Source organism: Alteripontixanthobacter maritimus (assembly GCF_003340475.1).
GTDB classification, from domain to species: Bacteria; Pseudomonadota; Alphaproteobacteria; order Sphingomonadales; family Sphingomonadaceae; genus Alteripontixanthobacter; species Alteripontixanthobacter maritimus.
This window is the reverse complement of the sequence record NZ_QBKA01000002.1, coordinates 766699-785169: the sequence shown is the minus strand read 5'-3', so window position 1 is coordinate 785169 and position 18471 is coordinate 766699. Positions and strand designations below refer to the sequence as shown.

Here is an 18471-nt window from a genome sequence, read left to right as displayed (position 1 = left end):
ACGCGTCGTCAGTCGAGCCGCACTTCGGCAAGATCGCGCGTGAAGTTGGCGGTCCATTCCTGAACATTGTCGTCCTTCACCGTGACCAACATCTTGGCGTGCCGTTCCTTGCGTTCCTCCAGCCCCATATCGAGCGCCACGCGAATGGCATGACTGATATCGTCGGGACTGTGCGGGTTTACCAGCACCGCGTCCGTCAGTTGCTGGGCCGCGCCAGCAAAACGTGACAGGATCAGCACGCCCGGATCGGCAGGGTCCTGAGCCGCAACGTATTCTTTTGCCACCAGGTTCATTCCATCTCGCAGCGGAGTGACTAGCCCGATCTTCGAAGCGCGGTAGAAGCCGCACAAATCCGCGAGCGAATGCCCTTTATTGACGTAGCGGATGGGGACCATATCCACTTCCGAACGCGCGCCGTTGATCTGGCCTGTCTTCTGTTCCAGTTCGGCCCGGATACGCTGGTAACTGTCCACATCCTCACGGCTGGGAGGGGCGATCTGGATGAAGACCAGGTCGCCCACACGGTCCGGATAGGTGTCGAAAAAGCGGCTGATACCGTCGAGCCGTTCGGGCAGTCCCTTGGAATAATCCAGCCGGTCCACCCCGATCATTGCGGTGCGGTCGCGGGTGCTGGCCAGCAACCGCTCGCCTGCCGCGCGCGCCTCTTGCGTGTCGCATTGTGCCAGAACGTGGTTGTAGTCGATCCCGATGGGATAGGCGCGGGCATGGGTGACGCGCCCGTTCAGTTCGATCCGGCCGCTGTCCTCGTCCACGTTGGCGTTCAGTTCTTTGCGGCAGTAATGCAGGAAACTCTCCAGCCATTCGCCCGTCTGAAAACCGATCAGGTCGTAATGCAGCATGGAATCCACCAACCGCTCATGAAACGGCAGGCTGACGAACAGCCGCGTCGGCGGCCACGGCGTGTGGAGGAAGAAGCCCATGCGGTTGTTCAGCCCGCGTGATTTCAAACGCTCGCCCAGTGGCAGCAGATGGTAATCATGCACCCAGACGTGATCGTCCGGTTCGATCAGCGGGCAGACGCTTTCGGCGAAACGTTCGTTAACGCGCTCATACCCCTTGGCGAACTCGCGTTCGTATTCGGCAAGGTCGATGCGGTAGTGAAACAACGGCCATAGTGTGGAATTGGCATAGCCGTTGTAATATTCCTCCACCTCCTGCTGCGTCAGGTCGATCGTGGCAGTGGTTACGCCGTCATGGCGTTGCATGTTGATGTTGCCCCCATCCCCACCGCTACCATTCTGCTCGCTTGCCTCGCCCGACCAACCGAACCAGATACCGCCATGTTTCTTGAGCGTCGAATTCAGCGCACCGGACAGACCGCCTTGCGCGCCCGCAACGCCGCGCGCCTTGGGTACGGCGACGCGGTTGGATATAACGACCAGACGGCTCAGCGGACTTCGCTCCATGGCTTGGACAACAGTCCGGCGCAGTTGATTACACCTACCAGCGAGTAGGTCTGGGGGAAGTTCCCCCACAGCTCACCGGTGGTGAAGTCCAGGTCTTCCGATAATAGCCCGCTTTGGGTGGAATGGCCGAGCATGGCTGCAAACAGCCCGCGTGCTTCCTCGTCGCGGCCGACCAGGTGCAGCGCCTCTATCAGCCAGAAGGTGCATACGTTGAAAGCGGTCTCGGGCAGCCCGAAATCATCTTCGCTTGCGTAACGAAGCATATGTTCGCCGCGGCGCAGCGTCTGTTCGATGGCCGTAAAGGTGGATTGGAAGCGCGGATCGTCCGGCTTCAGGAAACGCAGTTCGACCATTTGCAGCAGGCTGGCATCAAGGTAATCGCTTTCGAAGCTGGCGCCGTAATGCCCCCCGAATTCAGAGCCGTTTTTCTTCCAAGCCTTATCTTCGATAGTCGCGCGAATGGCATCGGCACGCGTGTTCCAGAATTCGCAACGTTCATCTTTGCCAAGGCGGCTGGCGACATTGGCCAGCCGGTCGCAAGCGGCCCAGCTCATCACGGCGGAATAGGTGTGTACTTCCTGCCGCGTGCGGAATTCCCACAACCCGGCATCGGGCTGATCGTGCATCTTCCATGCCATCTCGCCGACTTCTTCAAGGCTGGCAAAGTCACCGTCGTCGGCCATGCGGAGCAAGCGGGTGTCGAAGAACCCCTGCGCTGTCGGCAGAACGATCTGGCCATAGCAATCGTGCTGGATCTGTTTGTAGGCTGCGTTACCGACCCGCACCGGCCCCATGCCGCGATAGCCTGATAGGTGGCTGGCAAAACCTTCTTCCAGTTCGCCTTCCCCCATCACCGAATAAAGCGGCTGAATCTGCCCGCCGCGCGCATCGTCCACGATATTGCGCAAGTAAGCGAGATACTTCTCCAGCACATCGAGCGCACCCAGCCGGTTCAGGGCCTGTACCGTGTAATAGCTGTCGCGAATCCAGCAATAGCGGTAATCCCAGTTCCGCTCGCTACCGGGCGCTTCGGGCACGGACGTCGTGAGCGCGGCCACGATCGCACCGGTTTCCTCGTGCTGGCACAGCTTCAGCGTGATGGCGCAGCGGATGACCTCCTCCTGCCATTCAAGCGGAATGTGCAGCCCTCGCACCCACAGCTTCCAGTAGCGCGCCGTGGATTGCTCCATCCGGCGCACTTCACTACGCAAATTGCCGCTGAACGGCTCGTCCGGGCCGAGGAAAAAGTGCTGGTCCTGCTCCAGCCTGTAGAAGCGATCTTCCAGAACGTACCCGATCGACGCATCCGTGCTGAGGCGCATCGCCTGCGCTCCGACCAGGAAACGCATGTGGTTGGTGCCGTTGGTGGTTGGCGCAAGCTTCTCGCCGTAACCGTGCATCGGTTTAAGGACGACGCGAATGCGCGGTGTACCCGACAATGGCCGGATGATGCGCGCATAGGCCACCGGGCGGTACATCCGGCCACTTCTTTCGTAACGCGGTGCAAAGTCACGTATTTCGACCGCGCTGCCATCTTCCGCGTGCAACTCCGTCACAAGGATGGCGGTATTTCGTTCGTAATACTGATGCACACGGGTCTGCCCAGCGATCTCGAACCGCCAGACGCCCTCGTCCTGCTCATGTTCGTTCATCAGCGCGCAGAACACCGGATCACCGTCCACCCGGGGAACACAACCCCAAACGAAGCCGCCCCGCCGGTCCACCAGCGCACTGACCTGGCAATTGCCCACCGGCCATAGCTCCAGCGACTGTTCGAAGTTTTCAGCAGTCGTCACTTGGCATCGCTCCACATAGTCAGCCAGTCATGCACGGACGGCACATTGGGCAAAGCATAACGCGCGGCGCTGCCATCGCGGTTACCGACAAGTATTCCGAACCCGCCATGCGCTGTAGCCGAACGAAACCCGTCCTCATCGGTCACGTCGTCCCCAATGAATATGGGCGTTGCGCCTTTGAACGGCTCGGTCGCCATGAAGGCAGTTACTGCCGCAGCCTTGGTCGCGCCCCGCTGCACCAGTTCGATCACGGCCTTGCCGGTCTTCACATCCAAGCCCTTGCGGCGGGCCAGTTCGGTTGCAAACGCAATAGCCGCATCGCCTGCTTCCGGGACCTGCCTGAAATGCAGCGCTGCACCGTGCGACTTTCGCTCAAGATGGCAGCCGGTCTTATCGGCATAAGCGGTGAGGAGTTGGACTGTATCGTCGTCCAGCCCGGCAGGCTCTTCCCCCAAGCGTGCGCCATCGGCAGCAAAGCGGCTCGCTCCGTGCGAACCTGCGCGTGCCAGCCCTTCGCTGTCGAAGTGAGTGGCAATATCATCAATAGAGCGGCCTGAAACAATCGCCAGCCTGCCGTCCATCCGCGATGCCAAAAGGCGCAACCGGGGCCCCAGTTCACCGGGCACTTCGATCGTATCGGGAGTGTCTGCAATCTCCACCAGCGTCCCGTCGAAATCGAGGAACAGCGCGACGGGTGTGGTAAGCAGCAACTCTGCAAGCGTCGGCGGTGCAGGAAGCGTTTGCGCCCGTGTCTCGGGCGCGGATGTGTCGCGCGGATCCATGGCGATTGCCTTAAACACTGCCGGAGCAGCGTCAAACGGCTTAGCCGCCCGCTTCCAATGCTGGCTGGGGATTGTTCGGCACGAGGATAAGCACGTTGCCTTCCACGCGCCAGCTGGCCAGCCGCGACAGCAGGTTCATGCCGATTACGTTCTTATCCGCCAGATTGGGCGCAATAACTGCGTCCAGCCCCCGCGCCACCACATTGCCGAAGCGCAATTCGTCGATCGTAGTGAGATCAGCGGCAATAACGCCGTTCGCAGTCTGGATACGGACCGGCAAACCACCCGAACGCGGTACCAGTCCGGCAGCATTGGCTGCGTTGGCGGACAGCCCGGTCAGAGTGGCACCAGTGTCGATCAAAAATTCGGTGGGTTGGCCGTTTACGTTCGCCGTCAGCCAGAAATGGCCATCGGCCGCCAAGGGCACACGGGTCTCTCCGCCTTCCACCACCTGTTCCGCCAGACCGATCTGCGGGAAGGAAAGATCGAATGCCGGGTCGAAGCGCGATAGTTGCAAAACAATGGCTGCCAGTATTCCAAGCAGGCACAATGTGCTGAGCGAAGAGATAAGCCGCCCGAACGGTACTCGCTTGCGCGCCATGGCCGCGCCAATCCAGCTGAAGATTACCGCCGCCAATGCCCCAATCATCAGGCCGGACCGCGGAATATCGCGGAGCGCCCCCAGCATCAATTCGAAAAGATGGCCGAAATCCATATTCGTCACATAGGTACCCGTGTCCTGCGGTGCCATGAACCGGATGGTGTTTTATCGTGCCGCCGCAATGATCCGTTCGGCTGCATGGCGCCCCGACAGCCATGCTCCTTCCACTCTGGGAGCAACCAGCCAATCCCCGCAAACGCCTAGTCGTTTGGCTTCCCAGCGCCGAGAAGCAGCCCCGGATACTGGTTCCGCCATGGCATATAGCCAGCGATGGGCGGCGAGATGCTCCGGCTCGACCGGGTCAATTTGTGCCTGCGCGAAAAAGTCCGCCAGCAGGAGCTTGGCGACAGCTTCCTTCGGCAGGTCCAGAACTTCGCGAGACCTGTGTGGTGAAGCGTGAATGACCCAGCTTTCCATGGCATCTCTGCCAGGTTTGGCTGAATTGCGTACGGCCCAAGAAACGGGCTGCTGTTCATTGCCTTTCAACGCGTCCCGCGAAAAAGCCAGCGGCTTTGCGAAAGCTGCCATGACCGCCCAGCATGGCGCGGACCGGACGGAACCTGCTTCCACCGCAAAATCGGGCTCGGCATCAGCCAGCAACACGGCGGCCTGCTCAGCCGGGATGGCGACAACCAGATCAGTAAATCGATGCTCGGCGGTGTCGGAACGGATAATCCACTCGTCGCCCTCCCACTCGACCGGGTCGATACGGGTTGCCCAATGTACTTCAACTGCCTTGGCCATCGCCTTGATCGGGGCGTTCATGGCGGGAATACCGACCCATGCCTCATCACCAGCTGCGGGCCAGCGCGCGGCGTAGCCGGCCTTCTCCCAAGCGAGGACCTGTCGTTTGAAATCCTCGTCCCGTGCCGTAAAATATTGCGCTCCGTGGTCGAAGTGCAGCATTTCGCCAGCAATCTCCGCCCTCCGGGTTGCCATCCGCCCGCCTGGGCCGCGCCCCTTGTCGAACAATGTGACGGCTATGCCGGCCTCCGCAAGCCGGGTCGCACATGCAAGGCCTGCCATGCCCGCGCCGACGATACCGACGCTGCGCGCATCGGTCACGGAGCGTCGCGAGGTTCGGTGGCTTCTGCAAGGATGACGCTGAAGCGCCCCTCGGCATCTTTCCAGCGCATCTGGGGTGTCCAGCCCCCGGCAAGCAGTAGGGCGTAGGAGCTACGCCGGCTGAATTTGTGGCTGTTTTCAGTGTGAATGCTTTCACCTTCAGCCATGGAGAATTCCTGCCCGCATACCGTGAAAGCGATGTCCCGCTTGGCGACCAGATGCATCTCGATCCGCGCAAGGTTGTCGTCCCACCGTGCTTCGTGCCGCAGGGCATCCACGGGGATATCGCCGCCAAGTTCGCGATTGATGCGGCGCGCGAGGTTAAGGTTGAACTCCCCCGTTACGCCGGCCGCATCGTCATACGCGGCGCGCAGCACAGCTTCGTCCTTGATGAGGTCCATGCCGATAAGCAGCTTGGACCCGCGTCCGAGTGTAGCGAACATTGCGCGCAGCAGGTCCACCGCGCTGCGCGGGACCATATTGCCGATGGTCGAACCCGGAAAGAAACCCAGCTTTGGCATATCCGAAACAGCATCCGGAAGCGCCACTTCACGCATAAAATCCGCTTCCACCGGATGCACCGGCAGGCCCGGAAACTTGGCTGCCAGAGCTGCGGAGGACTCGCGCAGGAAATCGCCTGCAATATCAAGCGGGACATACGCTCCGGGATCGATCGCCGTCAGCAGCAGCGGCGTCTTGACGGACGATCCGCTACCGAATTCCACCACCGCGCGACCAGTTCCGACCGCTGCGGCGAATTCCTGACCACGCGCATCGAGAATTTCGGTCTCGGCGCGCGTAGGATAATACTCGGCAACCTGCGTGATATCCTCGAACAGTTGCGAACCCGCATCGTCATACAACCAGCGCGCCGGTATCGCCTTTTGCGATTGCGCCAGGCCAGCCAGCACGTCGGCACGGAAGGCGCGGTCCACCCCCTCCTCGTCGCGGTCGACAAGGGCAAGTCCGGTATCGGTCGTCATCAGATGTCTTTCGCAAGCCTCAGGCCGGTAAATTGCCAGCGCTGGTGTGGGTAGAAGAAATTGCGGTAGCTGGGCCGTGAATGACCGCGCACGGTAGCGCAGCTGGCGCCCTTCAGCACGAACTGCCCGCTCATGAACTTACCATTATATTCGCCCACCGCGCCTTCTGCAGGCTGGAAGCGCGGATACGGCAAATAGGCAGAGCGCGTGAAGGTCCAGCAATCGCCGAACAGGTCGGTGCCGCCGCGCGGCATTGGGGGCGCGGCAGCGTCGAGCTGGTTGCCGCCATCGGGATCGTGCGCTGGAGCGTCGCCGCCGCGCTGGCCCCATGCAATCGCTTCCCATTCGAACTCCGTCGGCAGCCGGTAGCCAGCCCACGCGGCGTAGGCGTCCGCTTCGAAATATGAGATGTGGGTGACTGGCGCATGCGGGTCGCGGGACTGCCATCCAGTGTGGGTAAAATGCTGCGCGCCAGCATCGCTATCACGCCAATATAGCGGTGCCGCAATCCCTTCTGCCTGGACCCAGGCCCAGCCATCGGCCAGCCAATGCGCTGCATCGGCATAACCGCCGTCATCGATAAATTCCTGCCATTCGCCATTGGTCACCAGGCGGTCTGCCAAGGCAAACGGTTCGAGCAATGCGCGGTGGTTCGGCCCTTCGCAATCGAAGGCGAAGCCGGTGCCGTTGTGGCCGATCGATGCGATACCGCCCGGGTGAGTGTGCCAGCCAAGCTGAGCAGCTTCTGCCGAGGGACGCTGCGCGTTTTCGAACATCGCCGGGCCTGCCGGGTTCTGGAACAGGGCATGCTTGATATCGGTAAGCAGCAATTCTTGGTGCTGCTGTTCGTGCGCGATGCCCAGCCGGATCAGCGGTTCGTGTTCGGACACGTCGATCAGGGCGTCCATCGCGGCATTAACATGTGCGCGCCAAGCGAGGATCTGGTCTAGTGTCGGCCGCGATAACAGGCCGCGTGAGAAACGGTCGATCCGCGCGCCTTCTGCCTCGTAATAGGAATTGAACAAGAACGGCCAGTCCGCATCGTACAGCTCATACCCAAGGGCATGGTCGCGCAGCAGGAAGGTTTCCCAGAACCACGTGGTGTGGGCCAGATGCCACTTCGCGGGCGAAGCATCTTCCATCGACTGCATGGTCGCATCTGCATCCGACAGATGCGCAGCGAGCCCCTCGCTCAGATCCCTCGTCGCAGCAAATTCCGCCGCGAGGGCTCTTTCGGTGGCCGCAATAGCGGTGGCCCGTTGGCGGGCTTCTGACACGTCGTCTCTCCTGCAAGGCCGCGAACGCCGAAGCCCCTGATGGCACAACCATGGCGTAGAAGTGCCGCAAATTAAAGGGGCTGTCCGGAACAAAACGCAACCCTGCGGCCCAGAGAGGGTATTACGGGATGAATTTCCGACGCTTTGCCAGCGTTACAATAGCTTATATCAAGCGGCGTCGGCTTCGCGTTGGACGGCTTCGTTGTTCAGCATTTCGGACAGTTTGAACGCCAGTTCCAGCGATTGCGCAGCGTTGAGCCGCGGATCGCAATGGGTGTGATAGCGATCGCCTAGCCGTTCGTCGGTTATGGCAACGGCGCCCCCCACACATTCAGTCACGTCCTGCCCGGTCATCTCGATATGGATGCCGCCGGGGTGGCTGCCTTCGGCGCGGTGTACGTCGAAAAAACCCTGCACTTCGGACAGGATCCGGTCGAACGGACGGGTTTTGTAACCGCTATCCGATTTTACCACGTTGCCGTGCATCGGGTCGCAGCTCCAGACGACCGGATGGCCTTCGCGCTCTACCGCCCGCACGAGGCGAGGCAGCCCGCTTTCGACCTTGTCATGTCCGAACCGGCTGATGAGGGTGATCCGACCCGCTTCCCGTGCAGGATTCAGCGTATCGAGCAGTTTCAGCAATTCGTCCGGTTCCAGCGACGGGCCGCATTTCATGCCCAGCGGATTGCCGATGCCGCGCGCAAATTCGATATGCGCGCTATTTTCGAACCGGGTCCGGTCACCGATCCAGACCATGTGCGCGCTGGTATCGTACCAGTCACCGGTGAGCGAATCGCGGCGCGTCATCGCCTGCTCGTATGGCAGCAGCAACGCCTCGTGGCTGGTGTAGAAGCTGGTGCCCTGCAATTGCGGCACGGTGGCGGGATCGATGCCGCACGCTTCCATGAAGTCCATCGCTTCACCGATGCGATCCGCTGTTTGAGCGAACTTGTCCGCCCACGGGCTGCGGCCCATGAAGTCCAGTGTCCACTGGTGGACCTGGCGCAAATTGGCATACCCACCCGTGGCAAAGGCGCGCAGCAGATTGAGCGTTGCCGCGGATTGCGAATAGGCGCGCACCATCCGCTGCGGATCGTTGCGACGCCCCACCGCGTCGAACTCGATCGCATTGACATTGTCGCCGAAATAGCTCGGCAGGGTTACATCGCGGCCGGCCGCGTCCTTCTGTGTTTCGGTATCGGAACTGCGAGGTTTGGCGAACTGTCCCGCCATGCGCCCGACCTTCACCACCGGCCGCTTGCTGGCGAAGGTCATCACGACCGCCATTTGCAGGATCACACGAAAGGTGTCGCGGATATTGTTGGGATGAAACTCCGCGAAGCTTTCTGCGCAATCACCACCTTGCAGTAGGAACCCATGGCCATTCGCAACGTCGGCCAGTTCAGCCTTCAACGCCCGCGCTTCGCCTGCGAATACCAGTGGCGGATAGTCCGACAGGGTCGTGACCGCATCTGCCAGCTCAGCCGCATCTTCGTAATGCGGCAGATGCCGTGCCTCGGCCTGTTTCCAGCTATCGGGATTCCAAGTTTGTGCCACGCGAGTGCCCTTTGCATTGGGATTGACGCCACAGATACGCGCCGCTGCCACCAAACGCAAAGCCGGTGGTATGGGCAAGCGGCGAAAACTATGGCTCGCCGCAAGCCGGCTTTACCGTACCTGCCTACCGGCCGGTGTAGGCCGCATCTAAATCAACGGCCGGTTCGGCAAGCTTTTCCGGCATGGTTGGCAGTACCTTCGCTTCCGGCGGCAAGTCCTGACCTTCCGGCAAGATCGCCATCCGCCAACCCGGGCGCTGTGCCAGGTAACGCTGTGCCAATGCCTGCATTCGGGCAGGTGTGGTTTCCGTATAATCCACCAGCAGAGTGCGCAGAAATGCACGGCGAACGGGGTCAACGGTCGACCCCTCGAGCTGGTAGAGCCAGAACGTATTGCCGGTACTCGCCCGCCGGATCAGCTGGTTGAACGGTTCGGTTACGCGCGCCAGTTCATCGGCGCTTGGCGGGTTCTGGGCAAGGTCCAGCGCAATCGCGTCGGCGGCAGCGAAGAACGATGGCACATCTTCGGGCTTCAGCTGCGCCAGCGCAGTGATCGACCCTCCCGACTGGATATCCACCGGCCAGTCACTGGAAACCGACGGCGAATAGCTGGCCCCGACCCGCTCCCGCATTTCGTCCACCAGGCGATTGTTGAACAAGTCGGTCAATATTTCGAGCTGCCGGGATTCGCGCAGGCCGGAACTGCCGGCACCGCCTGGCCATGCAATCACTGCAGCAGCCTGATTGTCGTCGCCGCGATGGTTTACGACCACCGGGGCGCTACCATCTTCGGGAAAACCGGGCACACGGCTCGCAATTGCGTCGGGCAACGGGGCACGCGGTTCGATCGCGCCGAACGTGGTCCGCAAAGCTTCCAACGTGGGTTCGGTTTCGAAGTCGCCGAACACCAGTACCTCGACCGGACCCTGCGCCAAAGCCTCGGCCCAGAATTCGCGGAAGCTTTCGGGTGTGACGGCGGCGATCTGGTCAGGCGTGGCCGTCTGGAAGCGAGACTGGTTGCCGCGAATGAGATATTCGAAATCGCGCTGAAGCACGCCAGCCGGACTGGTCGCAAGACTTTCATATGTCAGCGTCGATGCCGCCTTGGCGCGAATGACGGGGTTCGGATCCCAGCTTGGGTTGCCCAGCTTGCCTGCGAACAGATACAGTTGATCCGCCAGATCTTCCTGCCGGGTTTGTGCGGTCAGCGTAAACACACCCTCCGCGATCGCGAAATCGAAGCCCAGCTTGCGACCGGTCGATATCCGGTCAAGCTGTTCCTGACCCAATTCTCCGATACCGGAGCCTACCAGCGCCATGCGGCCCAACGTGGCATAGGCTGCATCGTCGGGTCCGAAAGCGCGGTAACCGCCGCCGAAGCGGACGCGCACAACCACACGGCCCGGTTCGGCCTTGTTGGACCACAGAACCGCTTTCACGCCGTTGTCGAATGCGACGTCCTCTATCTCGAACAGGCCGGGGCTAGTGCGTGACACGATGGTGCCCGGCTCACCCAGCGGCGGCAGCGTATCGAAAGAAATGTCGCTCGCGGCGAGCCTCGCGGAACCGTCGGCCTGGACTGCATCGAAGAACGCAGTCCTGAGGGCGCTATCGTCCGCCTCCCCGACTGAAGGGGTGACGTAAATGGAATTCAGCACATCGCCGGTGAACAGCTGGCGCGTGTGTTTCTGGACATTGGCAGGAGTGAACTGGTCGCGCATTCCGTTGAACACCGTCAGCACTGTTTCGGGCGCCGCAACGGCTTCACGGATATCGACCGCTTGCACGACGGTATCAGCCAGCTTTGCGCCCGCCATAACTTCGCGTTCCGCAACCGAACTGGCGAACACGACCTCGAATTGAGAAAGCTCCCGGTCGATCTCTTCCTGCGTGGGCGGCGTGTCGAGAGCGTCCTTGATAACCCCGCGAACATCGGCCAGCGCCGCACGCCAGTCATCGCTCAACGGGGCGAAGCTGACGAAGGTCGCATCGGTGGAACGGCTGACATCGTCCTGCTGCACCTGCGCATACAGATACGAACCACCTGCCCGTGCGCGCTTTTCCAGCCGCCGGTTGATGATGGCCTGCGACACCGCGTCGATCATCAGTCCTTCGTTGTACTCGATAGTGTCGTCGACCGGCCGCCATGGGCGCATGATGCCATAGGAGAAACTGCGCGGCAGGTCGGGTTCCACCAGAACCCGGGTAGCGCCAACCGGATTGGCCGGATCGGCGCCTGCCGGTGCCACGGGATCGCCGAAGTCTGGCGCGGGGACCAGCGGCCCCTCCCCCTGCCAGTCAGCGAACCAGCGTTCGACCAACCGGGCCAGCTCGACCGGATCGGCATCGCCCGCAGCCACGATCACGGTATTTTCCGGACGGTACCAGCGGGAATGGAACGCGCGCACGGATGCGGGAGTGGCACTGGTCAACGTTTCTGTCGTGCCGATCGGCATCCTGTCGGCCAGCCGCTGCCCGGCATAGATCGTGCTGCGCGTCGCTTCCAGCACGCGCATGGACGGACCGCCACGCTCGCGCTTTTCAGCCAGCACGATCGGTATGTCCGCTGCGAGGTTGGCAGCAGAAAGGGCCGGTTCACGGATCATGCCGGACAGCAGCTTGAAGCTTTCATCCAGCTTGTCGCCGCCATTGTCGGGGCCGATATTGGGCAGATCGAGCTTGTAGACAGTATGTGTGGGGCTGGTTTCGGCGTTAGTGTCGCTGCCAAAGGTTGCACCCAGCCGTTGCCACGTCGGGATAGCCTCGCCTGCACCCAGATATTTGCTTTCGCGAAACAGCAGATGCTCCAGCAAATGCGCATATCCACGCTCGCTGTCTTCCTCGTGCAGCGATCCTGCATCTATGCGGATGCGGATGGACATCTGGTTGGGCGGCACACCGTTGCGCCGGACGGCATAACGCAGCCCGTTCTCCATTTCGCCGAACAGCCATTCCTTGTCACGCGGGACATCGCTGCCGCGGTATATCCAAGGCGCTTCATCACCGGTTTGCAGGCTGGCGGGCAATGTCGGCGTCGGCGTTGCCGGAGCCGGCACCGTTTGCTGAGCCGATAGCGGCACCCCTGTGCAAATGCCTGCAATTGCCGTGAGAAGGAGGAGCGGGCGTGCGAAACGCGGGTATCTTGTCATGCTGCAAATATAGGGATGGATGGTGTGAAGGGATAGTGAACATTTCGCGGAGAGCAGCGAAAAATCACAGGCCGTTGTCCGCATGGACATGGCGGACTGACCTTGCACCGCGTTGTGGGCAGGCTTATCTCACACACCATGTTTATTGAAACCGAAACCACACCCAACCCCGCCACCCTGAAGTTCCTTCCGGGGCAGGAGGTCATGCCGTCCGGCACGCGCGACTTCGCCAATCCGGAAGCTGCCGAAGTATCGCCCCTGGCGCAGGCGATCTTCGATACAGGTGAAGTGGTGAATGTGTTTTTCGGTGGCGATTTCGTTTCCGTCACCGCCGCTCCTGGGGCCGACTGGTCGGCCTTGAAGCCGCAAGTCGTGTCGGTTCTGCTGGACCATTTCGTGTCCGCCGCGCCCTTGTTCGCCTCCAGTGGCGCAAACGGTATTTCCGTGCCCGAGGAATCGATCGACATGGTGGTGGAAGACGATCCGGCCAATGCCGATATCGTGGGTCAGATCCACGAGCTGCTGGAAACGCGGGTTCGCCCGGCCGTGGCAGGCGATGGCGGCGATATCGTGTATCGCGGTTACAAGGACGGAGTGGTCTACCTCGCCATGCAGGGTGCATGCGCAGGATGCCCTTCTTCTACCGCCACGCTGAAGCACGGTATCGAAGGCCTGCTGAAACATTATGTGCCGGAGGTCGTTGAGGTTCGAGCAGCCTGACCGACCAAAGGATTTTCATGACCCAGCAATTTCACGGCAACACACTGTCCGACGCCGCCCTCGACCAGATCTTCAACGAAGCTCGCAGCTACAATGGCTGGCTCGATAAGGATGTGAGCGAAAGCCAAATCAAGGCGATATACGAGCTTCTGAAGATGGGGCCGACATCGGCCAACATGCAGCCGGGTCGGTTCGTCTGGGTCACTTCGGATGAGGCGAAGGAACGCCTCGCCGGTTATGCGTCCGATGGTAACAAGGACAAGGTGCGTGCAGCGCCTGTCACAGTCATCATCGGGTACGACATCGATTTTCACGAAGAACTGCCGTGGCTGTTTCCCCATGTCGACGCCAAAAGCTGGTTCGAAGGGGACGAGGAAGGACGGAAAGAAGGCGCTGCTCGCAACTCCGCGTTGCAGGGCGCTTACCTGATGATTGCGGCGCGCGCACTCGGCCTCGATTGCGGTCCGATGTCAGGCGTCGATTTGGATGCGGTAACAAAGGACTTCTTTGCCGATCAGCCGCGTGTGAAAGCCGACTGGATCTGCTCGGTCGGATATGGCGATCCCGAAAGCATCTTCGAACGCAGCCCGCGCCCGGACTTCAAGACCTTCAACCGAATAGTGTAATCGCGCCCAATAGGCTTCCGTATCGCGAACAGCGGCGATAGAGGCGCTGGCGATGCGTATACTGGCGATAGAAACCGCGACCGAGGCGTGCTCCGTAGCTCTGTTCGAGCAGGATGCGGGCGACGACGAGCCGAGCCTGCTTGCGCATGACCACCGCGTATTGGGCCGTGGTCATGCGGAACGGCTCGTGCCGATGATTGCCGGCTTGCCGGACCGCGGAAAGTCCAGCCGCGTGTTTGTGTCGCGCGGTCCCGGTAGCTTCACCGGCGTTCGTATAGGGATCGCGGCGGCCCGCGCACTGGCCTTTGCTTGGGGCGCCACCCTTGCTGGCTACCCGACGCTTGCGTTGGTTGCCGCCATGGCACGGTCGCAAAGACCTGCAACGGCAGTGGATGTATGCATGACCGGCGGCCATGGCGAATGGTACTGCCAATCTTTCGGCAATGACGGACAACCCACGGGTTCTCACGCATCAAGCACCCCCGAAGCTGCCGCACGGCAATCCACCGCTGGTTTGATTGCCGGAACGCAGGCGGACGCGCTTGCTGTTTTGAGAAACGATGCAGAAGCGCTCAACTTCCACCCTGATGCACGTCACGCATTTGCCATACCGCAAAGCCTGTTTACCGCCGACGTGTCGCCGATCTACGGACGAGCACCCGATGCGAAGCCAGCCGCATGAGGCGGCCCCGGTGAGAGACAACGTCGATGCCGCGATGACCGTAATGGAGGCTGCGTTCGATCCGCATTGGGGGGAGGCCTGGACCCGGCGACAATTATGCGACTCGCTCCTGTTGCCAAACACCCGGATGTTGCTGGTGGATTCAGGCGGCGTGGTTGGTACCGATATTCGCGGACTGTCGGATGATATTGCCGGGTTCGCCCTGATCCGCAGCGCAAATGTAGAACAGGAGCTGCTGTTGATCGCCATCCACCCTGATTTTCGTGGGAAGGGATTGGGTGGGCGGATGCTGGAAACCTTTATAACCGACGCGCGACAAAGCGGTGCGGACAGCGTCTTTCTAGAAATGCGTTACAACAATCCGGCGCAGGCGCTTTACAAGCAACATGGATTCGAACCGATTGGACGCCGCGAAGGATATTATAGACTTACAAATGGAGAACGGATCGACGCCGTTACTTTTGCCCGTAAAATCAAGGACTAGTCTCATGGTCCTGTTATTTTTTATACGCGCCCGAACCCTTGTCGAACTACGTATTATCAGCTATAGTTATGTCTCTATGGCCCACAATAGGGTATAGGTCGCACTGAAAGAACAGGATTAATATGACCGAAGTTGAATTCGATATGTCGGAAACGTTGATTACGCTTACGTCCGACATTGTTGCTGCCCACGTGAGCAATAATGACGTAGCCGTTGACGATGTGCCGACGCTTATCACTAATGTTTACGGTGCATTGGCCGGTTTGGGTGACGGGGGAGAGCAGGAAGAAGAACGACCCGATCCCGCAGTATCCATACGGGCATCGATAAAGCGCGATCACCTCGTTTGCTTGGAAGATGGCAAGAAGATGAAGATGCTCAAGCGCCATCTGATGACCGAACACGGTATGACGCCCGACGAATATCGCGCGCGCTGGGAACTTTCTTCCGATTATCCGATGGTTGCGCCGGAGTATGCCGAAACGCGCCGCGATCTCGCCAAGAAAATTGGCCTCGGCCGAAAGCCCGGCCAGAAACGCGGCCGCAAGAAAAAGACAGCCTGAGGCAAAATTGTCCGATAGCTTGAGGAACACGCCCCGGCGCTTTATGGCTCCGGGGCGTTTTTCATAGGAGTGTGCGGCTTGCCGAAGATCGACCTCGAACAATTATGCGCCGACAAAGGTCTGCGCATCACCGAACAGCGGCGAGTGATCGCGCGCGTGCTTTCGGAAAGCGAGGATCATCCCGACGTCGAGAAATTGCACGAGCGCTCCAGCGCAATCGACCCTCGCATTTCTATTGCGACAGTATACCGCACCGTGCGTTTGTTCGAGGATGCCGGCATTCTCGATCGGCACGATTTCGGCGATGGCCGTGCGCGGTATGAACCGGCGCCCGAGGCCCATCACGACCATTTGATCGATGTGGAAAGCGGTACGGTGGTCGAATTCGTCGACCCTGAGCTGGAAGCTTTGCAGAAACAGATCGCCGAAAAACTCGGCTACAGGCTCGTCGATCATCGTATGGAACTATACGGCGTCAAAATCGACCGTGAGCGCACCGCTAATACTTCTACTACAGCGCATGAAGGCGATACCGCGCGCTAATGACGCAAGACGGTGCCATTCCCGCAACACGCGCGGTTACTCCGCTGGGATGGCTTCTGATAGGGTTTCGGCTGGTACTGATGGTGCTTGTTTTTATGCTTTGCGCGCCGCTCCATTTGCTTTGGCGCGCATTCGGGTTCGGTCGGTTCTGGCCGCGAGTGTTCCTCGCGTCGATCGGCGCCATCGCCGGGTTGCACATTACAGTGCGAGGACAGCCCGCCCGCCATGCCCTGCTCCTCAGCAACCATGTGAGCTGGCTCGACATCCCAACCCTGGCGCATGTTACGGGAAGTGCCTTCGTCGCGCATGACGGGCTGGCAGACTTCGTCTTTCTCAAGTGGCTGTGTGAGATGAACGACACGATTTTCATCGCCCGGCACGACCGGCAAAGTGTGGCGGAGCAGGTCGAGCAGGTGCGCGCGGCCATGGCTACCGGCGGCGCGCTGACCATCTTCCCTGAAGGCACCACCAGCGATGGTACCGGGCTGCTACCCTTTAAAAGCGCGCTGTTATCAGCTGCCACCCCGTTGCCGCCGGGGATTGTCGCCCAGCCCGTTTCGCTCGATTACGAAAACTCGCGGCAGGTTTGCTGGGTTGGGGACGAGCCGGGCTTGGATAATTTCCTCCGCCTGCTGGCACGCCCCAGACCGATCCGGGTGACGGCGCACTTCCTCGCGCCGCTCGCAGGAGAAGAACTGGCCGATCGTAAGGCCATGGCTGCAACCGCCCATGCAAAGCTGTTGCGGCACCTGTCACAGTAGCGTTGGCCTGCGCCGTTGCACCTCGCTGCCGAACCGCCTAATCGCGAACGCCATGCGTCCCGTGCCCCCTCCCAAAACCTATCGCGTCAAAAGCTTCGGCTGCCAGATGAACGTCTATGATGGCGAACGGATGGGCGAATTGCTCGACCAGCAGGGAATCAAACCTGCCGCCGAGGGCGAAGATGCCGATCTCGTCGTGCTGAACACCTGCCACATCCGCGAGAAAGCGGCCGAAAAGGTCTATTCCGATATCGGCCGCCTCGCCAAGCATGGTGATCCGATCATTGCCGTGGCAGGCTGTGTGGCACAGGCGGAAGGCGAGGAGATCATGCGCCGCGCGCCGGCCGTGTCCATGGTCGTCGGCCCGCAGGCCTATCACAATTTGCCCGACATGCTGGACGCCGCTATTAGCGGTAAGCGCGCCACCGATACCGACATGCCGGTTATCGCCAAGTTCGGGGCGCTGCCGAAGCGTCGCAAAAGCGCGCCTTCCGCCTTCCTGACCATTCAGGAAGGGTGCGACAAATTCTGCACTTACTGCGTCGTACCCTATACGCGCGGCGCGGAAATTTCCCGGCCGTTCGACGATCTTGTGACCGAGGCGCGATTGTTAATCGACGGCGGCGCACGCGAGATTACGCTGCTCGGTCAGAATGTCAGCGCATGGAGCGGTGTGGATGACGTTGGCCGCTCGGTCGGTCTCGCCGGACTGGTCCGCGCGCTTGCCAAACTCGATGGGCTAGGCCGGCTGCGCTACATGACCAGCCACCCAGCGGACATGGACGACGCCCTGATCGCTGCGCATGGCGAATTGCCCGAACTTATGCCGTTCCTGCATCTGCCGGTACAATCCGGATCGGACCGGGTGCTGAAGGCGATGAACCGCAGCCACAGCGCGGACAGCTACCTCAAATTGCTCGACCGGTTCCGGGCTGCTCGCCCCGACCTCGCTATTTCAGGGGATTTCATCGTCGGTTTCCCAGGCGAGACAAACGCGGAATTCGAAGAAACGCTGCAACTGGTAGATGCCGTCGGTTATGCGCAGGCCTACACCTTTAAGTACTCGCCCCGCCCCGGCACACCGGCAGCCACGATGGACGATCAGGTGGCGGGCGAGGTCATGGATGAGCGGCTACAACGGTTGCAGGCTGCGATCAACCGCGACCAGCACGCCTTCAATACGGCAAGCGCGGGCAAGATTTGCGATGTGTTGATCGAACGCAAAGGCAAGCATGATGGACAGTGGCTCGGCAAATCGCCGTGGTTGCAGTCGGTCTGGATCGACACCGCGCCCGGTAGCGAGATGGCCCTTGGCGATCTGGTCAGCGTTACTCTACAGGATGCCGGGCCAAAATCGCTGCGCGGCGTGATGCGCGAAACAATCCCGGCCTGATCG

At 60.8% G+C, this 18471-nt stretch carries 17 protein-coding genes; 8 read left to right on the top strand and 9 right to left on the bottom strand.

Going from position 1 to position 18471, the window contains the following annotated elements:
- Positions 1-8: 8 nt before the first annotated feature.
- The 9 genes from HME9302_RS03930 to HME9302_RS03890 all read right to left on the bottom strand — a co-directional run bounded on the left by HME9302_RS03930 (position 9) and on the right by HME9302_RS03890 (position 12696).
- On the bottom strand, positions 9-1427 hold the full coding sequence (locus tag HME9302_RS03930; protein ID WP_230079862.1) for an alpha,alpha-trehalose-phosphate synthase (UDP-forming): 1419 nt from the start codon (positions 1425-1427) through the stop codon (positions 9-11).
- The gene (locus HME9302_RS03925) at positions 1409-3223 is read right to left on the bottom strand and encodes a glycoside hydrolase family 15 protein (RefSeq protein ID WP_230079861.1); all 1815 of its coding nucleotides are present in this window, start codon (positions 3221-3223) and stop codon (positions 1409-1411) included. Before HME9302_RS03925 ends, HME9302_RS03930 begins: the two co-directional genes overlap by 19 nt.
- The gene (gene otsB / locus HME9302_RS03920; RefSeq protein ID WP_115365933.1) at positions 3220-4005 is read right to left on the bottom strand and encodes a trehalose-phosphatase; all 786 of its coding nucleotides are present in this window, start codon (positions 4003-4005) and stop codon (positions 3220-3222) included. Before otsB ends, HME9302_RS03925 begins: the two co-directional genes overlap by 4 nt.
- A 40-nt stretch (positions 4006-4045) precedes the next feature.
- Positions 4046-4756: a retropepsin-like aspartic protease family protein gene (locus tag HME9302_RS03915; protein WP_230079860.1), complete on the bottom strand. Its 711-nt coding sequence runs from the start codon at positions 4754-4756 to the stop codon at positions 4046-4048.
- Positions 4757-4771: 15 nt separating this feature from the next.
- Positions 4772-5731, bottom strand: coding sequence for an NAD(P)/FAD-dependent oxidoreductase (locus tag HME9302_RS03910; RefSeq protein ID WP_230079859.1), 960 nt, complete (start codon positions 5729-5731; stop codon positions 4772-4774).
- Entirely contained in the window at positions 5728-6714 is a 987-nt protein-coding gene (gene egtD / locus HME9302_RS03905) for an L-histidine N(alpha)-methyltransferase (protein ID WP_115365932.1), read from the bottom strand. Before egtD ends, HME9302_RS03910 begins: the two co-directional genes overlap by 4 nt.
- A complete protein-coding gene (gene egtB / locus HME9302_RS03900) occupies positions 6714-7991 on the bottom strand; it encodes an ergothioneine biosynthesis protein EgtB (RefSeq protein WP_407641312.1) in 1278 nt (425 codons plus the stop codon). Before egtB ends, egtD begins: the two co-directional genes overlap by 1 nt.
- A 168-nt stretch (positions 7992-8159) precedes the next feature.
- Complete coding sequence (locus HME9302_RS03895) at positions 8160-9548, bottom strand: class II 3-deoxy-7-phosphoheptulonate synthase (RefSeq protein ID WP_115367459.1); 1389 nt, start codon at positions 9546-9548, stop codon at positions 8160-8162.
- Positions 9549-9672: 124 nt separating this feature from the next.
- Complete coding sequence (locus HME9302_RS03890; RefSeq protein WP_115365931.1) at positions 9673-12696, bottom strand: M16 family metallopeptidase; 3024 nt, start codon at positions 12694-12696, stop codon at positions 9673-9675.
- 138 nt (positions 12697-12834) lie between these two features.
- Here HME9302_RS03890 and HME9302_RS03885 point away from each other — a divergent pair, with 138 nt between their 5' ends.
- From HME9302_RS03885 to miaB, 8 genes are all read left to right on the top strand, one after another.
- On the top strand, positions 12835-13416 hold the full coding sequence (locus tag HME9302_RS03885; RefSeq protein ID WP_115365930.1) for a NifU family protein: 582 nt from the start codon (positions 12835-12837) through the stop codon (positions 13414-13416).
- A 17-nt stretch (positions 13417-13433) separates the two neighbouring features.
- On the top strand, positions 13434-14042 hold the full coding sequence (locus tag HME9302_RS03880) for a malonic semialdehyde reductase (RefSeq protein ID WP_115365929.1): 609 nt from the start codon (positions 13434-13436) through the stop codon (positions 14040-14042).
- Between the two features lie 52 nt (positions 14043-14094).
- Complete coding sequence (tsaB, locus tag HME9302_RS03875; protein WP_115365928.1) at positions 14095-14724, top strand: tRNA (adenosine(37)-N6)-threonylcarbamoyltransferase complex dimerization subunit type 1 TsaB; 630 nt, start codon at positions 14095-14097, stop codon at positions 14722-14724.
- A gap of 10 nt (positions 14725-14734) precedes the next feature.
- The gene (locus HME9302_RS03870) at positions 14735-15208 is read left to right on the top strand and encodes a GNAT family N-acetyltransferase (RefSeq protein WP_230079858.1); all 474 of its coding nucleotides are present in this window, start codon (positions 14735-14737) and stop codon (positions 15206-15208) included.
- A 122-nt stretch (positions 15209-15330) separates the two neighbouring features.
- On the top strand, positions 15331-15771 hold the full coding sequence (locus tag HME9302_RS03865) for a Ros/MucR family transcriptional regulator (protein WP_115365926.1): 441 nt from the start codon (positions 15331-15333) through the stop codon (positions 15769-15771).
- Positions 15772-15849: 78 nt separating this feature from the next.
- Positions 15850-16314, top strand: a complete 465-nt coding sequence (locus HME9302_RS03860) for a Fur family transcriptional regulator (RefSeq protein ID WP_115365925.1) — start codon at positions 15850-15852, stop codon at positions 16312-16314.
- Positions 16314-17075, top strand: coding sequence for a lysophospholipid acyltransferase family protein (locus HME9302_RS03855; RefSeq protein ID WP_115365924.1), 762 nt, complete (start codon positions 16314-16316; stop codon positions 17073-17075). Before HME9302_RS03860 ends, HME9302_RS03855 begins: the two co-directional genes overlap by 1 nt.
- A 52-nt stretch (positions 17076-17127) precedes the next feature.
- Complete coding sequence (gene miaB / locus HME9302_RS03850; RefSeq protein WP_115365923.1) at positions 17128-18468, top strand: tRNA (N6-isopentenyl adenosine(37)-C2)-methylthiotransferase MiaB; 1341 nt, start codon at positions 17128-17130, stop codon at positions 18466-18468.
- The last annotated feature ends 3 nt before the right edge of the window (positions 18469-18471 follow it).

What these genes read in the sequence shown, in the direction of transcription:
- HME9302_RS03880 (WP_115365929.1), top strand. Translation starts at nt 13,434, where the DNA reads ATGACCCAGCAATTTCACGGCAACACACTGTCCGACGCCGCCCTCGAC.
- HME9302_RS03865 (WP_115365926.1), top strand. Translation starts at nt 15,331, where the DNA reads ATGACCGAAGTTGAATTCGATATGTCGGAAACGTTGATTACGCTTACG.
- HME9302_RS03855 (WP_115365924.1), top strand. Translation starts at nt 16,314, where the DNA reads ATGACGCAAGACGGTGCCATTCCCGCAACACGCGCGGTTACTCCGCTG.
- miaB (WP_115365923.1), top strand. Translation starts at nt 17,128, where the DNA reads ATGCGTCCCGTGCCCCCTCCCAAAACCTATCGCGTCAAAAGCTTCGGC.
- HME9302_RS03885 (WP_115365930.1), top strand. Translation starts at nt 12,835, where the DNA reads ATGTTTATTGAAACCGAAACCACACCCAACCCCGCCACCCTGAAGTTC.
- HME9302_RS03890 (WP_115365931.1), bottom strand. Translation starts at nt 12,696, where the DNA reads ATGACAAGATACCCGCGTTTCGCACGCCCGCTCCTCCTTCTCACGGCA.
- HME9302_RS03930 (WP_230079862.1), bottom strand. Translation starts at nt 1,427, where the DNA reads ATGGAGCGAAGTCCGCTGAGCCGTCTGGTCGTTATATCCAACCGCGTC.
- egtD (WP_115365932.1), bottom strand. Translation starts at nt 6,714, where the DNA reads ATGACGACCGATACCGGACTTGCCCTTGTCGACCGCGACGAGGAGGGG.
- tsaB (WP_115365928.1), top strand. Translation starts at nt 14,095, where the DNA reads ATGCGTATACTGGCGATAGAAACCGCGACCGAGGCGTGCTCCGTAGCT.
- HME9302_RS03915 (WP_230079860.1), bottom strand. Translation starts at nt 4,756, where the DNA reads ATGGCACCGCAGGACACGGGTACCTATGTGACGAATATGGATTTCGGC.
- otsB (WP_115365933.1), bottom strand. Translation starts at nt 4,005, where the DNA reads ATGGATCCGCGCGACACATCCGCGCCCGAGACACGGGCGCAAACGCTT.